At 46.3% G+C, this 19,020-nt stretch carries 13 protein-coding genes and 5 tRNA genes; 6 read left to right on the plus strand and 12 right to left on the minus strand.

The window, feature by feature from the left end; all coding sequences use genetic code 11:
- The 10 genes from L1D31_RS19710 to L1D31_RS19755 all read right to left on the minus strand — a co-directional run bounded on the left by L1D31_RS19710 (position 1) and on the right by L1D31_RS19755 (position 7,990).
- Complete coding sequence (locus L1D31_RS19710; protein WP_239838721.1) at positions 1-909, minus strand: SPOR domain-containing protein; 909 nt, start codon at positions 907-909, stop codon at positions 1-3.
- Positions 910-1,079: 170 nt separating this feature from the next.
- Positions 1,080-2,018, minus strand: a complete 939-nt coding sequence (locus L1D31_RS19715; RefSeq protein WP_239838722.1) for an ABC transporter permease — start codon at positions 2,016-2,018, stop codon at positions 1,080-1,082.
- A 2-nt stretch (positions 2,019-2,020) separates the two neighbouring features.
- Positions 2,021-2,998 (minus strand): ABC transporter permease, encoded by a 978-nt coding sequence (locus L1D31_RS19720; protein WP_239838723.1) that lies wholly within the window; start codon positions 2,996-2,998, stop codon positions 2,021-2,023.
- Positions 2,999-3,174: 176 nt separating this feature from the next.
- Positions 3,175-4,725 (minus strand): ABC transporter substrate-binding protein, encoded by a 1,551-nt coding sequence (locus L1D31_RS19725; RefSeq protein ID WP_239838724.1) that lies wholly within the window; start codon positions 4,723-4,725, stop codon positions 3,175-3,177.
- Positions 4,726-4,812: 87 nt separating this feature from the next.
- Entirely contained in the window at positions 4,813-6,528 is a 1,716-nt protein-coding gene (locus tag L1D31_RS19730) for an ABC transporter ATP-binding protein (protein ID WP_239838725.1), read from the minus strand.
- A 792-nt stretch (positions 6,529-7,320) separates the two neighbouring features.
- Positions 7,321-7,397: transfer RNA gene (locus L1D31_RS19735), tRNA-Pro, on the minus strand.
- Positions 7,398-7,542: 145 nt separating this feature from the next.
- Positions 7,543-7,618: transfer RNA gene (locus L1D31_RS19740), tRNA-His, on the minus strand.
- Positions 7,619-7,666: 48 nt separating this feature from the next.
- Positions 7,667-7,743, minus strand: a tRNA-Pro gene (locus tag L1D31_RS19745).
- A gap of 53 nt (positions 7,744-7,796) precedes the next feature.
- Positions 7,797-7,872: transfer RNA gene (locus L1D31_RS19750), tRNA-His, on the minus strand.
- Positions 7,873-7,913: 41 nt separating this feature from the next.
- A tRNA-Arg gene (locus L1D31_RS19755) sits at positions 7,914-7,990 on the minus strand.
- 287 nt (positions 7,991-8,277) lie between these two features.
- On the opposite strand from L1D31_RS19755, the gene L1D31_RS19760 reads away from it, so the two are divergent.
- Entirely contained in the window at positions 8,278-8,691 is a 414-nt protein-coding gene (locus L1D31_RS19760) for a cytochrome c5 family protein (protein ID WP_239838775.1), read from the plus strand.
- Between the two features lie 83 nt (positions 8,692-8,774).
- Here L1D31_RS19760 and rep read toward each other — a convergent pair whose 3' ends face one another.
- On the minus strand, positions 8,775-10,793 hold the full coding sequence (gene rep, locus L1D31_RS19765; protein ID WP_239838726.1) for a DNA helicase Rep: 2,019 nt from the start codon (positions 10,791-10,793) through the stop codon (positions 8,775-8,777).
- Positions 10,794-10,994: 201 nt separating this feature from the next.
- Here rep and L1D31_RS19770 point away from each other — a divergent pair, with 201 nt between their 5' ends.
- The 4 genes from L1D31_RS19770 to L1D31_RS19785 all read left to right on the plus strand — a co-directional run bounded on the left by L1D31_RS19770 (position 10,995) and on the right by L1D31_RS19785 (position 16,233).
- Positions 10,995-11,576 (plus strand): TetR/AcrR family transcriptional regulator, encoded by a 582-nt coding sequence (locus L1D31_RS19770; protein WP_239838727.1) that lies wholly within the window; start codon positions 10,995-10,997, stop codon positions 11,574-11,576.
- 18 nt (positions 11,577-11,594) lie between these two features.
- Positions 11,595-12,701, plus strand: a complete 1,107-nt coding sequence (locus tag L1D31_RS19775; RefSeq protein WP_239838728.1) for an efflux RND transporter periplasmic adaptor subunit — start codon at positions 11,595-11,597, stop codon at positions 12,699-12,701.
- Between the two features lie 11 nt (positions 12,702-12,712).
- The gene (locus L1D31_RS19780) at positions 12,713-15,835 is read left to right on the plus strand and encodes a multidrug efflux RND transporter permease subunit (RefSeq protein WP_239838729.1); all 3,123 of its coding nucleotides are present in this window, start codon (positions 12,713-12,715) and stop codon (positions 15,833-15,835) included.
- A 146-nt stretch (positions 15,836-15,981) separates the two neighbouring features.
- The gene (locus tag L1D31_RS19785) at positions 15,982-16,233 is read left to right on the plus strand and encodes an accessory factor UbiK family protein (protein ID WP_004745538.1); all 252 of its coding nucleotides are present in this window, start codon (positions 15,982-15,984) and stop codon (positions 16,231-16,233) included.
- Positions 16,234-16,448: 215 nt separating this feature from the next.
- Here L1D31_RS19785 and ilvC read toward each other — a convergent pair whose 3' ends face one another.
- Complete coding sequence (ilvC, locus tag L1D31_RS19790; RefSeq protein ID WP_239838730.1) at positions 16,449-17,933, minus strand: ketol-acid reductoisomerase; 1,485 nt, start codon at positions 17,931-17,933, stop codon at positions 16,449-16,451.
- A 145-nt stretch (positions 17,934-18,078) separates the two neighbouring features.
- Here ilvC and ilvY point away from each other — a divergent pair, with 145 nt between their 5' ends.
- A complete protein-coding gene (ilvY, locus tag L1D31_RS19795; RefSeq protein WP_239838731.1) occupies positions 18,079-18,969 on the plus strand; it encodes an HTH-type transcriptional activator IlvY in 891 nt (296 codons plus the stop codon).
- Positions 18,970-19,020 lie beyond the last annotated feature (51 nt).

Here is a 19,020-nt window from a genome sequence, read left to right on the forward strand (position 1 = left end):
CTATTTCACGCACATCACATTCAGCAAAGATGTGCCCTTCAGGTGATTAACTTTACCACTGTAGAATAAACCAATTCGATCCGCGCCCCAGTAGGGCAAATGCATTGGCCATTTATCTCGTGACATAACGTCAGCATTGAGCAAGGCTTGCCACTCTTTTTCCGTCGCCAAACGCATTCCCATTCGATAGCAAGTCTTATAAGCCATTTCATAATCCATGCGATTCCAAGGCAGTTCATGTTCCATATAGAACTGATCGTTACCAAACATACTATACGGTACCTTATACTCGACACCGTTTATGGTGGCGTGCTGACGAATCGCCACCCCTTGGTCTCGCGGTTGTTCCGGCTTCGCTTGGGCTAAAGCTTTAGGCTCAGGTTTACTTGGTGCAGGAAGAACCGTCGTTTTTTGCTGTGCCACTTTAGTAGGTGGCTTGGCCGCCGACTTAGTAACTGGGACAGCTTTGACCGTTGGTGCACCTTTCACGATCTCACGAATAAAGGCTTCTTTGTAATCCGGTAATTTTTTGACTTTAGCCAGATCGGACTTTGCTTCAGAAAAAGCTTTATACGGGCCAATCAAACAACGATACGCCTTCCCCTCTGACTTAGCCCATACATCCGCACTGATGTGTTGATATATTTTCTTCGCTTCAGGCAAAGCCAGAGGCTTGCCATACACACCACACTGAATCCAGAAATAAGACGCCTGACCTTTTGGTTTTTGTTTTCCCCACATCCCCTTACCAATCGGGCAAGCAGCATCGAGCAAAGGCAAAGTGTCGCTAGAGGCCTGAGTCGCATCACACAAAAATTCTTCCGCATAGGCCGGAGCAGACTGCATTGGTAAAGCGAATACCGCAATGCTCATAAGTGCGATTAAAGGTCGCCTAAATGTAACGGCCATTCTCGTTCCCATATTCTTCATTCAAACCTTAAATTCGATGTCCATACTCTAAACGATAGAGTGCATTATTGACGACTCACTACTGAAAAAATTCAGATGCAAAAAAAGAGCCGTAACATGTTACGGCTCTTAGTGTAGTGAGGTTTTTATAACCAAATCTTAGGCTTGGATCACCCTTTGTAGATTTTCGGGTTAAATACATCACGTAGCCAGTCACCCAATAGATTGATAACCAACACTAGTGTCACCAGAACGACACCTGGGAAAGCCGTAATCCACCAAGCTCCTGAGAAGATGTAGTTAAAGCCGATACTGATCAGAGCGCCAAGTGATGGTTGATCTACCGGAAGGCCTAAGCCAAGGAAAGAAAGTGCCGCTTCTGACATGATGGCGTTTGCCACCTGAACCGTCGAGATAACCAAGATAGGCGACAAACAGTTCGGTAGAATATGGCGGAACATGATACGAGGAGCTTTAAAGCCCATGACTCGTGCAGCTTCCACGTATTCTTTCTTCTTCTCAGCCAAAACCGAAGCACGAATAGTTCGCGCATACTGCGGCCATTCAGCTACACCGATGATCACCACCAGCATAATTACCGCATACTGGGCGTAAAAGTCACTACCGAAGCTGGCTTTGAAGATAGCTGACACTATGATCGCCACCATCATCGTAGAGAATGACAACTGGACATCAGCAAAGCGCATCAGGAAGCTATCGATACGGCCACCGAAGTAACCCGCCGACAGGCCAATCACGATACCTAGTATCAATTGTAAGCCGACCGCCAAAAAGCCAATCGTCAATGACAAGCGAGAACCGTAAAGTATGGTTGAAAGGATGTCACGACCTTGCTCATCGGTACCAAGCACAAATCGCTCGTCACCGTCTTCCATCCAAGAAGGTGGCAATTCTGAGTCCATGATATCGATAGACGCGAGATCATACGGGTCAGTTGGCGACAACACTGGCGCAGCAAGCGCCATTACGAGGAATAACATAAACACGGTAAAGCTGGCCATCGCCACCTTGTCGCGTTTGAAATAATAAAGAAAATCCGATTGTTTGAAACGCTCCCAACGAGAAGGAGCAGCTACTGTTTGACTCATGATTATGCTCCTTTGCTTGTCAGGTTAACGGTCGGGTTGATGATACCGTATAGCAAATCCACAATGGTGTTAGTGACAACGAAAATCAGACCAACGAAAATTACGTAGGCGGTGATCAGCGGCGTATCCACACGGTTGATGGCTTCTAGGAAAAGGAAACCAGTACCCGGCCACTGGAACACAGTTTCGGTCAGAATGGTGTAGGCCACCATAGTACCGATTTGTACACCACCAACCGTCAACACAGGCAACATGGTATTTTTCAGGGCATGCTGGTAATAGATTTTATTAAGAGCAAGGCCTTTAGCCTTACCAAATTTAATGTACTCAGAGCTCAGCACTTCCAGCATTTCAGAACGAACCAGACGGATGAAAAGTGGCAGCATAATAGACGCCAGCGCAATACATGGCAGGATTAAGTGTGCAAGGCCATCAAGAGTAAAGTAGCCAGATTCCCAGCCGAGCACATTGGCGGTTTCTCCCCGACCATAGGACGGTAGCCAGCCAAGTTCAATTGAGAAGACATACATCAACATTATCGCGGTCAAAAAGACCGGAATAGAGATCCCGATACTACTGAACGCCATCACCACTTTGGTAAAGATACTTTTCGGGTGAATTGCCGAGTAAACGCCGAGAGGAATTGAACAAACAATGATGATCACTGTGGCACCAAACACCAACTCTAGTGTCGCCACCAATTTATCGAGAATTACTTCAACCGCTGGACGCTTGAAGAAATAAGAAGTCCCTAAGTCACCTTGTAGCGCAGCGCCAACAAAGCGAGTGTATTTCGTAATGAAGGGATCGTTAAGGCCGAGCTCATCACGGAGAGCTTGACGCTCCGCTTCAGAAACCGATTGACCAACAAGCTCACGCAACGGGTCACCCAGATTATCCTGAATGGCAAACGCCACCAAACTGATCACAAACATCACTATCAGTGCCTGAAACAGGCGCTTGACCAGAAACGAAAACATTCCTTGCCCCTTTAACTTTCCGTAGATTTCAGTCTGCTAAACCAGAAAAACTCATCTGATCGCACTTTCAGTCTGAAAAATGGCACCTAACCCGACTGAAACAAAGCTAAGCACCAAAAAATTAAGTATTGGCACCCGAAAAGGGTGCCAATATTCCAACTTAATTCTGTGAGGGGTTATTTCACCACCAAGTCACCGAAGTAAGGGAAGTTCATCGCGTTCACGATTGGCGCGATATCAACGTTAGATTTTGCACCCCAAGCAAGGTTCTGCCAGTGTAGAGGAACAAACGCCGCTTCGTTGTACAGCGTTGCTTCTACTTTCTGAAGCATCTCTGCACGCTTCGCTGGATCCGTCTCTACGTTAGATGCATTAACCAGCTTATCAACTTCAGCGTTAGAGTAATGACCACAGTTGTATTGGCCTTTACCTGTTGCTTCATCACGCGTCATGGTTAGGAACTCAGAGAAGTTCGCTGAATCTTCTGTATCTGAGTGCCAACCGATCATCAGCATGTCAGCCGCACACTTGTCGAACTCTGGCCAGTATTGCGCTTTAGGCATAGTCTTCAGATCCACTTTGATACCGATCTTAGACAGCATGGCCGCAGCAGCCTGAGCAATTTTCGCATCGTTTACGTAGCGGTTATTTGGCGCCATCATTGTTAGCGTGAAGCCTTTCTCGTAACCCGCTTCCTTCATCAGCTCTTTGGCTTTCTTCAGATCATAGCGTGGCACTAGGTCTGCTTGGTAACCAGCATAACCTTCTGGGCCTTGCTGACCAGCAACAGTGGCAAAGCCTTTCATGATTTTCTTCACAATGCCTTCGTTGTTGATCGCGTGAACAATCGCCTGGCGAACACGAACGTCTTTCAGTGCTTCATTACTGTTTTGGTTCATTTGGAACGTAATGATACGTGTACCTGGTAATGTCACTAGGTCTACGTTCTTCGCCCCTTTGACACGCTTGTGATCGTTTGGCGCAACCGGTGCAATCATGTCTACATCACCAGAAAGTAGCGCGGCAACACGTGTCGCGTCTTCTTTGATTGGTACAAGCGTTAGCTTATCTACGTTACCTGTGTCTTTGTCCCAGTAATCACCAAAACGCTCAAATGTCACTTTTACACCTTGCTCACGCTGAGTAACGATAAACGGACCAGTACCAGAAACGTTTGTTGAAGCGAACGAGTTACCGTGCTTCACAACTTCCGCTTTGTCTTTGCCATCTTCTGTCTTACCAGAGTAAAACTTGCTGTCCATCGGGAAGATGTAAGTTGCCGTTTGTAGAACTAGCGGGTAAGCCCCTTTCGAGATTAGCTCAACCGTATAGTCGTCTACTTTTACCATCTTCTCGTATGGTTCGAAGATCGCTTTGAAGTCAGGAGAGTCTTTCAGACGGTCAAACGTCCAAACTACGTCGTCAGCCGTCAGTTCGTTACCAGAGTGGAACTTCACGCCTTTACGCAATTGGAAGCGGAAAGTTGTGTCATCAACACGTTCCCATTTCTCAGCTAGGCGAGGTTCAAAATCAAACTTTTGTGTGTAACGAACTAGTGGATCAAACACCATGTGAGACATTTGCAGAGTACCGCCTGATAGCTGCTCATGCGGGTCCAGAGATACTGGGTCAGCATCGTAAGCCACTGTGATATCTGCTGCTGCTGCGCTAAAGCTCAAGCCAGCTGCCATTAAAGCCACTGCTAGTTTGCTTTTCATGGTTTTCATTGCATAACTCCTTATGCGGGATTCATCCCTAGTTGTTGTGTTTGCTTCTGTTTGGTCACCCAAGTACATCTGGGTAATGTCTACGACTTACGCCGTTTTTACTTCTTCTCTTAAGCCTATAAATTCAGGCATTAAAGAAATCAGTTGTTGACTGTATTCATGCTGTGGTGAATTGAACAGCTGCTCGGTTGGCGCAACTTCCAATAGTGTTCCCATTTGCATCACACCCACTCGATCGCACATTTGGCGAATCACAGGGAGATCGTGACTGATAAACAACATGGTGAGATTTAACTCATCTTGTAAGTCTTTTAATAGGTTAAGAATCTGTGCCTGAACCGATACATCCAGTGCGGACGTTGGTTCATCACAAATCAGAAGACGTGGACGAGTCGCTAGAGCACGCGCAATCGAAATGCGCTGACGCTGACCACCAGAGAATTCATGTGGATACTTCACACCAGCCATCTTTCCTAAACCAACGTGGTCAAGCAGATCGTTGACGATCTGTCTGGTTTCCGTTTCATCGCGGGTTAACCTATGGAAACGGATTGGCTCAGCAATGATGTCAAAGATCTTCATCCGCGGGTTCATAGATGTGTATGGGTTCTGAAACACCATCTGCATCTGACGACGAAGTGGACGACGTTCTTTTTCAGATTTTAGCGAAGTCAGATCAATACCTTCAAAAGTAACCTTGCCCGAGTTTGGCTGATACAGACCCGCAATCACACGTGCAATGGTTGACTTACCCGAGCCCGATTCACCCACCAAACCGAAGGTTTCCCCTTCGAAGACTTCAAAGCTGACATTGTTCGATGCCTGCACGTACTCACGACGGCTTTCAAACAATGAATCCTTGGTGGTAAAGCGAAGATTGACATTCTCTACGGTCAACAATGAACCTGTGTATTCACGATGATCCTGACTTTGGCCTAGCCAATGATTTTTCACATCCAAAGGCGCCATCTCATGAGCTTCTTCGATGTAACTCACCAGAGGGAAACGCTCAAGCTTCATATCTGAGCGAGGAACAGCAGAAATCAAGCTGCGAGTATATGAATGGTCAGGATCGCCTAATACTTTTGCTGTCGGGCCAAACTCAACTAAGTCGCCTCGATACATGACCGCAACACGATCCGTGACATTAGAAACCACGCCCATATCGTGGGTGACCAACATACAACCAACATTATTCTTGATACACAATTCGCGGATCAGGCTCAGAATTTGGTCTTGAATAGAGACGTCCAACGCCGTGGTCGGTTCGTCAGCGATGATCAAATCAGGCTCACCGGCAAGCGCAATAGCAATAACAACACGTTGGCGCATACCACCTGAGAATTGGTGAGGGTACTGCTTAAGGCGATTTTCTGGCTGTGGAATACCGACTTGCTGCATTAAAGATAAGGCACGCTGATAAGCTTCTTCATCTGACACATTCATGTTGGCGTGAATAGTCTCTTTGAGCTGGTGCTCAACCGTAAATAGCGGATTAAGAGAAGTCATTGGATCTTGAAAAATAAACCCAATTTTTGAGCCTCGAACTTGTCGCATCTCTTCAGCCGATAAACCGGAGATCAACTCACCGTCCAAATAGACATCACCACTGGCGATACGGCCAGGAGGGCTAAGCAAATCGATCACAGCATTACCAACTGTTGACTTACCCGCACCAGATTCCCCAACCACACCCACGATTTCGCCTCGCTCAATATTGAGCGATAACGATTTAACCGCTGCATGCACACCGTGACGCGACGGGTATTCAATACGAAGATTTTTAACTTCTAAGAGTGACATTAACCAGACCTCTACTGCTTTGGCAGCTTTCTGCCCTGTCTGAAAAGTGAATCCATTCAAGCCAGCTCGTCACCCAATCTAAAAAACGAATTGGGTATATCGTTCTGGCAATTTACAAGGTCATCAATTTGGCAAAAAATTCACAGAAAAGCAACAAACATAGGATAAAAAGTCGAGTTCGAACAAAAACCAAGCAGCTTATGAAAATAAATATGCAATCAAGCTAGATCATCGGTTGGTCATACCTGTATAAAAACCTCAGCCTCAGAGTAAGATTAATAAGCAGATTAGTTATAACTTAAAACCTTTAGCCATAAAAAACGATGAATATTAATTCACAAAAAAGACCAGCCAACCCTTTAACAAAATAAAAACATTAGGTCAGATAAAATTTATTTGCTAGACCTAAACTCCACGAAAATAAAAATTAACCAAATATAGAACCAGATAAAAACCGAAAAGACAGACTAAATAACTATGGTTAATTTCACACCAAACAGCAAGTATCACCACACGATTATGCGTAACTATTAAATGCATAATCAGCACATATAACTGAGCGCTCTTTATTCAAGCGTTACCAAGAAAGCTTTTGTATAACCATGTTTAACAATCTATGCGCCATTCATGTTCGGGCTCATTCAAACCTGTTGGGACCATGAAAGCGTGGCATTGTATGTACCTCTGGATTAAACCATTGGAGAGCAGAAAGAGGCTTGAGCCCGTTAGTAGACTTAATGATGAGTATTAAATGCAAAAAAGCCCCGACATTACTGTCGAGGCTTTCAATAGTGGTCGGTGAAGAGGGATTCGAACCCCCGACCCTCTGGTCCCAAACCAGATGCGCTACCAAGCTGCGCTATTCACCGACGATGGATTTTTTTACTTGGTTTACGTTATAGACCCTCTGGTCCCACTTATTCCAAGAGCCGAGATGCGATACAAATAACGCTATTCGTCGACTTATATTTATCTTGAAGAGAGTCAAGAAAGGAAGCAATGCCACCTGAGTAATGGGGTGGCTAACGGGACTTGAACCCGCGACAACTGGAATCACAATCCAGGGCTCTACCAACTGAGCTATAGCCACCATCAAAATTTTGATGTTTACCGCTCTTAAAAGCCATAAACGAAAGAGTGGTCGGTGAAGAGGGATTCGAACCCCCGACCCTCTGGTCCCAAACCAGATGCGCTACCAAGCTGCGCTATTCACCGACTTATGTTTTATCTCGAGTGATTCAAGAATGGAGACAATGCCACCAAAATAATGGGGTGGCTAACGGGACTTGAACCCGCGACAACTGGAATCACAATCCAGGGCTCTACCAACTGAGCTATAGCCACCATTATACTGCCAATTTAACTTACCTTAGTAAGCGTCCGGATGGCGCGCCCGAAAGGATTCGAACCTTCGACCTTTGGCTCCGGAGGCCAACGCTCTATCCAGCTGAGCTACGGGCGCATGCCCTATCGGCGGAGTGGAATAATACGTATATCACACTAGGCCGTCTAGTACTTTTTAAACTTTTTTTATCGTTTGGCGCCTTTTTGGGCAATTAAAGTGTGATAAACCCCTATTTCCCATTATATAACCCCATGGAAGCGGTTAACTTGTTGTTTATTGCAACAAGTTATCAGGATATAATCACCCAATATTTACATTGATTTAACAGCAAAACGCTGTGGATCAAACCACACTCTAATAATAGGTAAGCACGAACTTACCTTCAGGAATGTAAAGTGAGTTTAATGGATATGTCTCGAAAAATCTTAACCGCTTTGGTCGCTGCGATCACTTTTTCTAGCGCCTCTTTTGCAGCTAATGTTAGCCAAGAAGACTATGATGCGATTGCAGAGCGCATTAAACCTGTCGGTGATGTGTACCTTGCAGGTTCAGAACCAGTCAAAGCAGAGCCAACCGGTCCACGTGATGGCGCGACCGTGTATGGCACCTTCTGTATTGCTTGCCACGCATCAGGCGTTAGTGGTGCACCAAAAACCGGTGATGCTGGTGACTGGGGGCCGCGAATTGCACAGGGCAAAGACGTGCTGAAAGACCACGCTATCAACGGCTTTAATGCTATGCCAGCGAAAGGGTCCTGTATGGATTGTTCAGACGATGAAATCGTTGCGGCAATTGAGCACATGATTGCCGGCTTGTAATTCGTCTTTATATAAGAAGCGATTCGAAAAAGGGCTTGGTTTTCACCAAGCCCTTTTCATTACAGTCTTCTATAAACAGTACATCAATCTTTATTAAACATCGCTCGAATATTAGCGATATGTGCCTGCCCTTTTGCCATTCGTTCTTCTTGGGTCTGGGGCTTTTTATTCACTTCCCACTCTACATCATCAAACGGTAATTCATCTAGGAATCGACTTTGGGTCGGTTTAATTAATTCGCCAAATTGGCGACGCTCTTTACACATGGTAAAGGTCAACTCGCGCTGTGCACGGGTGATCCCTACGTACATCAGACGGCGCTCTTCTTCAACATTGTCTTCATCTATACTGGTTTGGTGAGGCAAAATACCTTCTTCCGCACCAATCAAATACACATAAGGGAATTCAAGACCTTTCGAGGCATGTAGAGTCATTAGTTGAACAGCATCACTGTCCTCATCTTCTTCCCCTCGCTCCATCATGTCACGCAGTGTCAGGCGCTGAACGACTTCTTTAAGGCTCTTTTCTTCCTGATCGTAATTATCTCCCTCCAGATCTGCGACAATCCAGGAGTACAGATCAGAAACGTTTTTCATCCGCATCTCTGCCGCTTTGGGGCTGGCAGAGGTTTCATACAGCCAATCTTCATAATTGATATCACGAACCAATGAACGTACCGCTTCCACCGTATCACCACGCTCGCCTTGGTCTGCTATTTTCACTAACCACTGAGTAAAACGGCGCAGGTTCTCTAGCCCTCGCCCAGTGAGATGCTGTTCCAGCCCTATCTCAAAACTGCACTCAAACAGGCTTTTACTGCGCATATTGGCGTAACTGCCCAGCTTTTCCAAGGTTACCGGGCCAATTTCACGCCGTGGCGTATTCACAATACGTAAAAACGCATTGTCATCATCAGGATTCACCAACACGCGCAGGTACGCCATGATGTCTTTGATTTCCGCGCGGGCAAAAAACGAGGTGCCGCCTGAGAGCTTATAGGGCACTCGGTTCTGCATCAGAGATTTTTCAATCAGACGAGATTGGTGGTTACCACGATATAAAATGGCATAGTCTCGATAATCGGTACGATTAAGAAACTTATGGGCGATTAGCTCACCGGTCACCCGCTCCGCTTCATGCTCTTCATCTTTCGCCAGTAACACCTTGAGCTTTTCACCGTCGGGTATTTCGGAAAATAGTGACTTTTCATACACGTGTGGGTTGTTGGCGATGAGAATATTCGCAGCACGCAGAATGCGGCTGGTTGAGCGATAGTTTTGCTCCAGTTTGATCAGACGAAGATTCGGATAGTCTTCACCAAGTAAGACCAAGTTCTGAGGTTTGGCACCACGCCAAGAATAAATCGACTGGTCATCATCTCCCACAACCGTTAGGCGGCCACGCTCACCGACAATCAATTTCACCAGCTCATATTGGCTGGTGTTAGTATCTTGGTACTCGTCAACGAGCAAATAACGAATGCGGTTTTGCCAACGCTGACGGACTTCTTCATTGGAACGCAGCAGCAGAACTGGTAAAGCGATCAAATCATCAAAATCGAGGGCGTTATAGGCTTTCATCTGCTTTTGATACATTTCAAAGCAGAACGCAAACAGTTGTTGTTGCTCACCCTGCGCGCGCGCTTTGGCTTCATCAGGGGTCAGCATGTCATTTTTCCAGTTAGAAATCGTACTGAGCAATTGACGCAATAAATCTTTATCGCCATCCAACTGCTTCTCTGTCAGCTCTTTCAGTAGCACTAACTGGTCTTGATCATCAAACAAAGAAAAGCCCGCCTTTAACCCCAGCGACTTATATTCTCGTTTGATAATGTTGAGACCCAAAGTATGGAAAGTCGAAACCATCAAGCCTTTCGATTCGTTTTTACCTAACGTCTGGCCGACACGCTCTTTCATTTCACGTGCTGCTTTATTAGTAAACGTCACCGCAGCAATATTGCGCGCCTTATAACCACACTGCTGAACCAAATACGCAATCTTATTAGTAATAACGCGAGTTTTGCCAGATCCCGCTCCCGCCAAAACCAGACAAGGTCCTGATACATATTTTACGGCTTGGTCTTGATTGGGGTTCAGCTTCATAAAGATCTCTGAGGTCAAATTCTTTGGCGCCTATAATAATGCTGCAACAGATCGATTGCTATGCTTAATCGACACCGACTAGTGCCAGCTAAAATGATCTCATTACCTATAAATTTACATAATTAACCAAATATTTTATTGCACTAGTGTACAGCTATTAGGCTATAATGAATGAACGTTCATTCATTGGGTAATGAAACTATGTCTAGTAACACTGCAATAGATAAGCAAGAACAGATCCTCACTGCAGCCGAAAAGCTGATTGCAGAGTCGGGTTTTCAAGGCCTGTCGATGCATAAGCTGGCCAAAGAAGCAGGTGTAGCTGCAGGCACTATCTATCGTTATTTCTCAGATAAAGAGCATCTCCTAGATGAAGTACGTTTGAACGTCGCCGAGCGGATTGCATCTGCCGTCCAATCTGGTGTCAACGACGATATGCCCTTGAAAGTACGCTATCGCACTATGTGGTTAAACATATGGAATTTAGCCAGTTCAGATATGGAAACCCTGAGTAGTCGCGTTCAATATGAATCTCTTCCCTGTGCAAATAAGAGAAAGACTCGGGAACTTGAGCGACAAATGTTTGCCCAAGTGGATCGGTTGTTTAAGCAAGGAAAAGAGCAAGGGATCTTTAAACCTCTCGACAATGAGATTCTTTCAGGGCTGAGTTTTGAAGCCAGTGTCGCACTGGCGAGAAAACATGCTTTGGGATACTACCACCTGGATGAAGCAGCCTTAGAAGCCGCAATCGAAGCCAGTTGGGATGCAATAATTCAACACTAACTTGGAGTTCTGATCAGAATGAAAAAGTGGACTTTCTTTATGTTGCTTATCGCAATACTGCTGTTTGGCAGCGTGATAGGCTTCAATCTATTCAAACAACAAAAGATAGCCGAATATTTGGCTAATCGCCCAGAGCCTGAGTTTCCGGTTACTGTAACGGAAGTGAAGCCGGTTGATTGGGTACCTGTGATCGAAGCGATCGGTTTCATTGAGCCGAATCAAGGTGTCACTATCGCCAATGAAACAGCAGGTGTGATTGATAAAATCACGTTCGATTCAGGTACTACAGTTGAAGAAGGTCAGCCTCTTGTTCTGCTGGATTCTAAGGTGGAAAAAGCTGACTTGAAGAGCTCACAGGCAAAGCTGCCTGCAGCCCAAGCGAAATACAAACGTTACCAAGGCCTATACAAAAAAGGCTCTGTATCGAAAGAAGCATATGATGACGCCGAAGCAAACTATTTCTCGCTAAAAGCCGATATCGAAAGCCTTAAAGCAACGATTGACCGCCGTGACATCAAGGCGCCTTTTTCGGGCGTGGTAGGTATTCGTAACGTTTACCTAGGCCAATACCTACAAGCTGGTACTGATATTGTTCGTCTTGAAGACACCAGCGTCATGCGCCTACGCTTCACTGTGCCACAGACAGACATCTCACGTATCCAGCTTGGTCAACAAGTTGATATCTTCGTCGATGCTTACCCTGAAACACCATTCGAAGGCTCAATCACAGCAATAGAACCTGCGGTGAATATTCAAAGTGGTTTGATTCAGGTTCAAGCGGATATTCCAAACAGCGATGGCAAGTTACGTAGTGGTATGTTCGCTCGTGCCAATATCATTCTGCCAACCTTGGAAAATCAAGTGACTCTGCCACAAACGGCTATCACCTTTACTCTTTACGGTGACAATGTGTACATCATTTCCGAGAAAGATGGTGAAAAACGCGTTAAACAGCAAGTGGTTAAAGTGGGTGAACGCGTGAAAGACATTGCTCATATCCTAGATGGCGTGAAGCCTGGTGATGTGGTTGTGACATCTGGTCAGGTTCGTTTGAGCAATGACGCGAAAGTTCGTGTAGTAGAAAGCGATGCAACTACTCCACCAGCTGAAACACCAATGCTGTAATTGGAGGCCTCATGCGCTTTACTGATGTTTTTATTAAACGTCCAGTTTTAGCGGTATCGATCAGCTTTTTGATAGCCCTGCTTGGTTTACAAGCAGTATTCAAAATGCAGGTCCGTGAATACCCTGAAATGACAAACACTGTAGTTACGGTGACAACCAGTTACTACGGTGCCAGTGCCGATCTGATCCAAGGCTTTATTACTCAGCCTCTGGAACAGGCCGTAGCTCAAGCCGATAATATCGACTATATGACATCATCGTCGGTACTCGGTACATCGACCATTACCGTTAACATGAAGTTGAACACTGACCCGAATGCAGCCCTATCTGACATTCTGGCTAAGACCAACTCGGTTCGCTCTCAGCTTCCCAAAGAAGCCGAAGACCCAACCGTGACCATGTCTACGGGCTCGACTACCGCAGTACTCTATATCGGCTTTACCAGTGATGAACTTTCATCGAGCCAGATCACTGACTATCTAGAGCGTGTAATCAACCCACAGCTGTTCACTGTAAATGGTGTCTCTAAGGTTGACCTCTACGGTGGCATGAAATACGCCCTGCGTATTTGGCTAGACCCGGCCAAAATGGCCGCGCTGGGCAAAACCGCTACCGATGTCATGAACGTGCTAAGTGCCAACAACTATCAGTCAGCAGCTGGTCAGGCTGTAGGCGAGTTCGTTCTGTATAACGGTAGTGCAGATACTCAGGTATCAAACGTAGAAGAGCTGAAGAACCTTGTCGTAAGCTCTGATGAAGGTGATGTTACTCGTCTGAGTGATATCGCTAAGGTAACGCTTGAGAAGAGCCATGATGTTTACCGCGCAAGTGCCAACGGTAAAGAGGCGGTAGTAGTTGCGATCAACGCAGCACCAAGTGCCAACCCAATCAACATTGCGGCTGATGTGCTGGACCTGTTACCTCAACTAGAGCGTAACCTACCGAGCAACATCAATATGAACGTGATGTATGACTCGACTATTGCTATCAATGAATCGATCAACGAGGTTATTAAGACCATCGCGGAAGCAGCACTGATTGTATTGATCGTCATTACCCTATTCCTCGGTTCTTTCCGTGCGGTAATGATCCCTATCGTCACTATCCCTCTCTCACTGATTGGTGTGGCGATGGTAATGCAAGCGATGGGCTTCTCATGGAACCTGATGACACTACTCGCCATGGTATTGGCCATCGGTCTGGTGGTGGATGATGCGATCGTTGTTCTAGAGAACGTCGACCGACACATCAAGCTCGGTGAGTCGCCTTTCCGTGCTGCTATTATTGGTACACGTGAAATTGCTGTTCCGGTTATCGCTATGACCCTAACACTGGGTGCGGTGTATGCGCCAATAGCCTTAATGGGGGGCATCACAGGCTCACTGTTTAAAGAGTTCGCTTTGACCCTCGCAGGCTCAGTATTCGTTTCCGGTATCGTCGCTCTGACTCTGTCACCTATGATGTGTTCGAAAATGCTCAAGGCCAATGAAACCCCAAGCAAATTCGAACAAAAAGTCCATAGTGTGCTAGATGGCATGACCAACCGTTATGAACGCATGCTGGGTGCGGTCATGAAACATCGCCCTGTAGTACTTGGTTTCGCTGTGATTGTTTTTGCCAGCCTACCGATGCTGTTCAAATTCATTCCAAGCGAACTGGCGCCATCGGAAGATAAAGGGGTGGTGATGCTGATGGGTACGGCTCCATCAAACGCTAACCTCGACTTCATGCAAAACACCATGAACGACGTAAACCGAATTCTGTCTGATCAACCAGAAGTGGCTTACGCACAGGTGTTTACTGGTGTGCCTAACTCAAACCAAGCGTTTGGTATCGCCTCTATGGTGCCTTGGAGTGAGCGTGAAGCAAGCCAGTCTGAAGTAGCTGATCGCGTGACAGGCCTTGTGAAAAACGTTCCAGGCATGGCGGTAACTGCATTCCAGATGCCAGAACTACCAGGTGCCGGTTCCGGTCTGCCAGTACAGTTCGTTATCACCACACCTAATGCGTTTGAGAGCTTATTCGCTATTGCCTCAGATGTGCTTGGCGAGGTGTCGTCTAACCCAATGTTTGTCTACTCTGAGCTGGACCTCAACTACGACTCAGCAACGATGAAGATCAACATTGATAAAGACAAAGCGGGCGCATACGGCGTAACAATGCAAGACATTGGTACTACGTTGAGTACCATGATGTCCGATGGCTATGTAAACCGTATCGACCTTAACGGCCGCTCCTACGAGGTCATTCCACAGGTAGAGCGTAAGTGGCGTCTTAACCCTGAGTCGATGAATAACTACTACGTGCGTGCCGCAGATAACCGCGCGGTTCCACTTGGTAGCCTGATTACTATCGATGTTGTCGCTGAGCCACGTTCGCTACCACACTTCAACCAGCTAAACTCAGCGACCATCGGTGCCGTACCTGCACCAGGGACAGCAATGGGTGACGCGGTAAACTGGTTGGAAGAGTTGGCAAGCAACAAACTGCCCAATGGTTACAACCACGACTACATGGGTGAAGCTCGTCAATATGTTACGGAAGGTAGTGCACTGTACGCAACGTTTGGCTTAGCACTGGCTATCATCTTCTTGGTTCTGGCGATTCAGTTTGAATCTCTTAAAGACCCAATTGTTATCATGGTTTCCGTTCCATTGGCGGTATGTGGTGCCTTGATTGCTCTGGCTTGGGGAGCTGCCTCGATGAACATCTATTCTCAGGTTGGCCTGATCACCTTGGTAGGTCTGATCACCAAGCACGGTATCTTGATCTGTGAGGTGGCCAAAGAAGAGCAGCTACACAATAAATTGAGCAAGACAGAAGCGGTCATGGAAGCGGCGAAAGTTCGTCTACGCCCTATCCTAATGACAACCGCAGCGATGATTGCAGGTCTGATCCCACTGATGTACGCAACAGGTGCTGGTGCCGCTCAGCGCTTCAGTATCGGTATTGTTATCGTAGCTGGTCTAGCGATCGGTACTCTGTTTACCCTGTTCGTACTGCCAGTTATCTATAGCTACTTAGCTGAGAAGCACAAACCACTACCAGTGTTTGTTGAAGATAAAGACTTAGAGAAATTGGCTCGTGTTGATGAAGCAAAAGCCGCACAACGTGAGTTAGCCGACAACAGCTAAGCTCTGCGTTAACTAAAGGCCACTTCGGTGGCCTTTTTCATTGGTTTAGATTGACCGCTGACCACATCGAATTTTTGTTATCCAAATAACGACTTTCCCGTACCAATTACATAGAATATACACAAAGATACAGGAGTTCTCGTCACATGTTTGACCCAAAGAAACTAGAGCAAATTGCTAAACAGATTCATGATTCCATGCCCGCGCCAGTAAAAGAACTTGGTGCAGATGTTGATCAGAAAGTTCGTCAAGTTATCCAAGGTCAGCTGAATAAGCTGGATGTCGTTAGTCGCGAAGAGTTTGATGTTCAGACTCAGGTACTCCTTCGCACTCGCCAGAAGCTGACTGAAATGGAAAAGAAGCTAGCCGATCTAGAAGAGAAACTAGCAGATAAGTAAAAGCTAATAGTGATGAAATATGAAGGGTTGGCGTAATGCGTCAGCCCTTTTTGTTTTCTCAAACCTTATTCTATCCCTCAGTGCATACCTAGCTTATGGAAAATAAAAAAGGCTTGGTCAACGGCGACCAAGCCTTTTCATTAAGTGTTGTGTTTATATTTTGTATTTATCACTCCAGTCTGTCTGGAGTTCTTTACTCATCTTAGCGAAGAAGATTAACCGCCTACCGCGATATTCTTCATATCCGTCATGTATCCACGTAACTCTTCACCAATGTACTCAACAGGGTGGTTACGGATTGCATCGTTCACTGCGATTAGCGTTGCATTGTCTACTTGGTTAGAAGTCTCACCTAAACCTTTACCAATCACGTCAGTGCCAATAGAAGGCATGAACTTCTCGCGCAGTAGTGGTGTAGCGACATTAGCAAATAGGTAGTTACCGTATTCAGCCGTATCAGAGATAACAACGTTCATTTCGTACAGACGCTTACGCGCGACTGTATTTGCGATGAGTGGTAGCTCATGTAGTGACTCATAGTACGCTGACTCATCAATGATACCTGACGCTGTCATTGCTTCGAATGCTAGCTCAACACCCGCACGCACCATTGCAACTAGAAGGATACCGTTGTCGAAGTACTCTTGCTCTGAGATCTCCACATCACCTGCAGGGTAGTTCTCAAACGCTGTTTCGCCTGTCTCTGCGCGCCAGCCTAGTAGGTTCGCATCATCATTTGCCCAGTCAGCCATCATAGTGCTAGAGAAATGGCCTGTGATTACGTCATCCATGTGCTTGTTGTAAAGCGGACGCATCAACTCTTTCAGCTCTTCAGAAAGCTCGAACGCTTTGATTTTCGCCGGGTTTGATAGGCGATCCATCATGTGTGTGATACCACCAAACTTCAATGCTTCCGTGATGGTTTCCCAACCGTACTGAATCAGTTTACCTGCGTAACTTGGATCAATACCTTCAGCAACCATCTTCTCGTAAGACACGATTGAACCTGCTTGTAACATACCGCATAGAATAGTTTGCTCGCCCACTAGGTCAGATTTCACTTCAGCAACGAATGAAGACTCTAGACAGCCTGCGCGGTGACCACCAGTACCTGCTGCCCAAGCTTTGGCGATATCCCAACCTTCACCTTTTGGATCGTTCTCTGGGTGAACTGCGATTAGCGTAGGAACGCCGAAGCCACGCTTGTACTCTTCACGTACTTCAGTACCCGGGCACTTAGGCGCAACCATCACGACGGTTAGGTCTTTACGGATCTGCATGCCTTCTTCAACAATGTTAAAGCCGTGTGAGTAACCTAGTGCTGCGCCTTCTTTCATCAGCGGCATTACCGTCTCAACCACGTTCGTGTGCTGCTTGTCTGGCGTTAGGTTAACCACTAGGTCTGCTTGAGGAATAAGCGTCTCGTAGCTACCTACTTCAAAACCATTTTCTTTCGCGTTTTTGAACGACTGGCGTTGCTCATCAATCGCTGCCTGACGCAGTGCGTACGCCACATCAAGACCTGAGTCACGCATGTTCAAACCTTGGTTCAAACCTTGTGCACCACAACCAACGATAACCACTTTCTTACCTTTCAGGTAATCCGCTTCTGTAGCGAATTCACTGCGGTCCATAAAGCGACAACGGCCAAGCTGATCTAGCTGCTCACGTAGGTTTAATGTATTGAAATAGTTAGCCATGTTGGGGCTCTCCTTTGAGAATTTATCCGTTTGGGTCGGCGTTTCATTACCGAATGCCTCGATACTAAATCAGACACCGGGTTGCTTAAAGTGATATATTCACAATTAGTTATTGCAAAAAATGCAACGAGGAAGCACTTATTTCATGAACATTAAAAGTCTGCAATTGTTCATTCATCTATGTGATAGCAAAAGCTTCGCCAAAACGGCTTCTGCTATGCACATCAGCCCTTCTGCGCTCAGTCGTCAGGTACAAAAGTTGGAAGCAGAAACCGGGCAAGAATTGTTCGTACGGGACAACCGTAGTGTTGAATTGACCCCAGCGGCAAAAAAACTTTTGCCTGTGGCTTTAAAGATTCTCGGAGAATGGCAAAACTTCAATGCGCAGATTCAAGGGCACGAAGAAGAGTTAAAAGGTGAGATTCGCCTATTTTGCTCGGTGACCGCCAGCTACAGCCACCTGCCTGAGCTGTTGTCAGAGTTTCGCCTTCAGCATCCGTTTATTGAGTTTAAACTGTCTACAGGCGATCCGGCTCAAGCGATAAACAAAGTCCTTAATGATGAAGTGGACGTGGCAATCTCCGCCCAACCGGAAGTGCTGCCTGCTAAACTCAAATTTGAAACCATTAGTGAAATACCTCTTTCAGTAATCGCCCCTGTCGGCGTGAGCAACTTTGCAGAAGCACTGCAAAAGGACAAACCTGACTGGTCGTCCATTCCTTTCATCGTGCCCGAATCAGGTACCGCGCGAGACCGCGCCAATACTTGGTTTAAAGCGATGAGAATCAAACCCAACATCTATGCGCAAGTCTCCGGTCATGAGGCGATAGTCAGTATGGTCGCACTAGGTTGTGGCGTGGGTATTGCGCCGGACGTGGTGATCAACAACAGCCCTGTCAAGGAGAAGATTCAGCGGCTCAAAGTAGCGTCGATTAAACCCTTTAAGCTCGGAGTATGCTGCAAGCGTTCGCAACTGGATAATCCGCTGGTTAAAGCTTTATGGGAAGTCGCACAGGACGCTTACATCGCGCCTTAACGACTTACCCACAAAAACAATAAAGCCACCGTTTTCGGTGGCTTTTAAATT

This window comes from Vibrio sp. Isolate23, from assembly GCF_022398095.1.
In the GTDB taxonomy this organism is placed as follows: Bacteria; Pseudomonadota; Gammaproteobacteria; order Enterobacterales; family Vibrionaceae; genus Vibrio; species Vibrio coralliilyticus_A.

Coding starts and splice junctions, on each gene's coding strand:
- L1D31_RS19710 (WP_239838721.1), bottom strand. CDS start 909: ATGGCCGTTACATTTAGGCGACCTTTAATCGCACTTATGAGCATTGCG.
- L1D31_RS19715 (WP_239838722.1), bottom strand. CDS start 2,018: ATGAGTCAAACAGTAGCTGCTCCTTCTCGTTGGGAGCGTTTCAAACAA.
- L1D31_RS19720 (WP_239838723.1), bottom strand. CDS start 2,998: ATGTTTTCGTTTCTGGTCAAGCGCCTGTTTCAGGCACTGATAGTGATG.
- L1D31_RS19725 (WP_239838724.1), bottom strand. CDS start 4,725: ATGAAAACCATGAAAAGCAAACTAGCAGTGGCTTTAATGGCAGCTGGC.
- L1D31_RS19730 (WP_239838725.1), bottom strand. CDS start 6,528: ATGTCACTCTTAGAAGTTAAAAATCTTCGTATTGAATACCCGTCGCGT.
- L1D31_RS19760 (WP_239838775.1), top strand. CDS start 8,278: ATGGATATGTCTCGAAAAATCTTAACCGCTTTGGTCGCTGCGATCACT.
- rep (WP_239838726.1), bottom strand. CDS start 10,793: ATGAAGCTGAACCCCAATCAAGACCAAGCCGTAAAATATGTATCAGGA.
- L1D31_RS19770 (WP_239838727.1), top strand. CDS start 10,995: ATGTCTAGTAACACTGCAATAGATAAGCAAGAACAGATCCTCACTGCA.
- L1D31_RS19775 (WP_239838728.1), top strand. CDS start 11,595: ATGAAAAAGTGGACTTTCTTTATGTTGCTTATCGCAATACTGCTGTTT.
- L1D31_RS19780 (WP_239838729.1), top strand. CDS start 12,713: ATGCGCTTTACTGATGTTTTTATTAAACGTCCAGTTTTAGCGGTATCG.
- L1D31_RS19785 (WP_004745538.1), top strand. CDS start 15,982: ATGTTTGACCCAAAGAAACTAGAGCAAATTGCTAAACAGATTCATGAT.
- ilvC (WP_239838730.1), bottom strand. CDS start 17,933: ATGGCTAACTATTTCAATACATTAAACCTACGTGAGCAGCTAGATCAG.
- ilvY (WP_239838731.1), top strand. CDS start 18,079: ATGAACATTAAAAGTCTGCAATTGTTCATTCATCTATGTGATAGCAAA.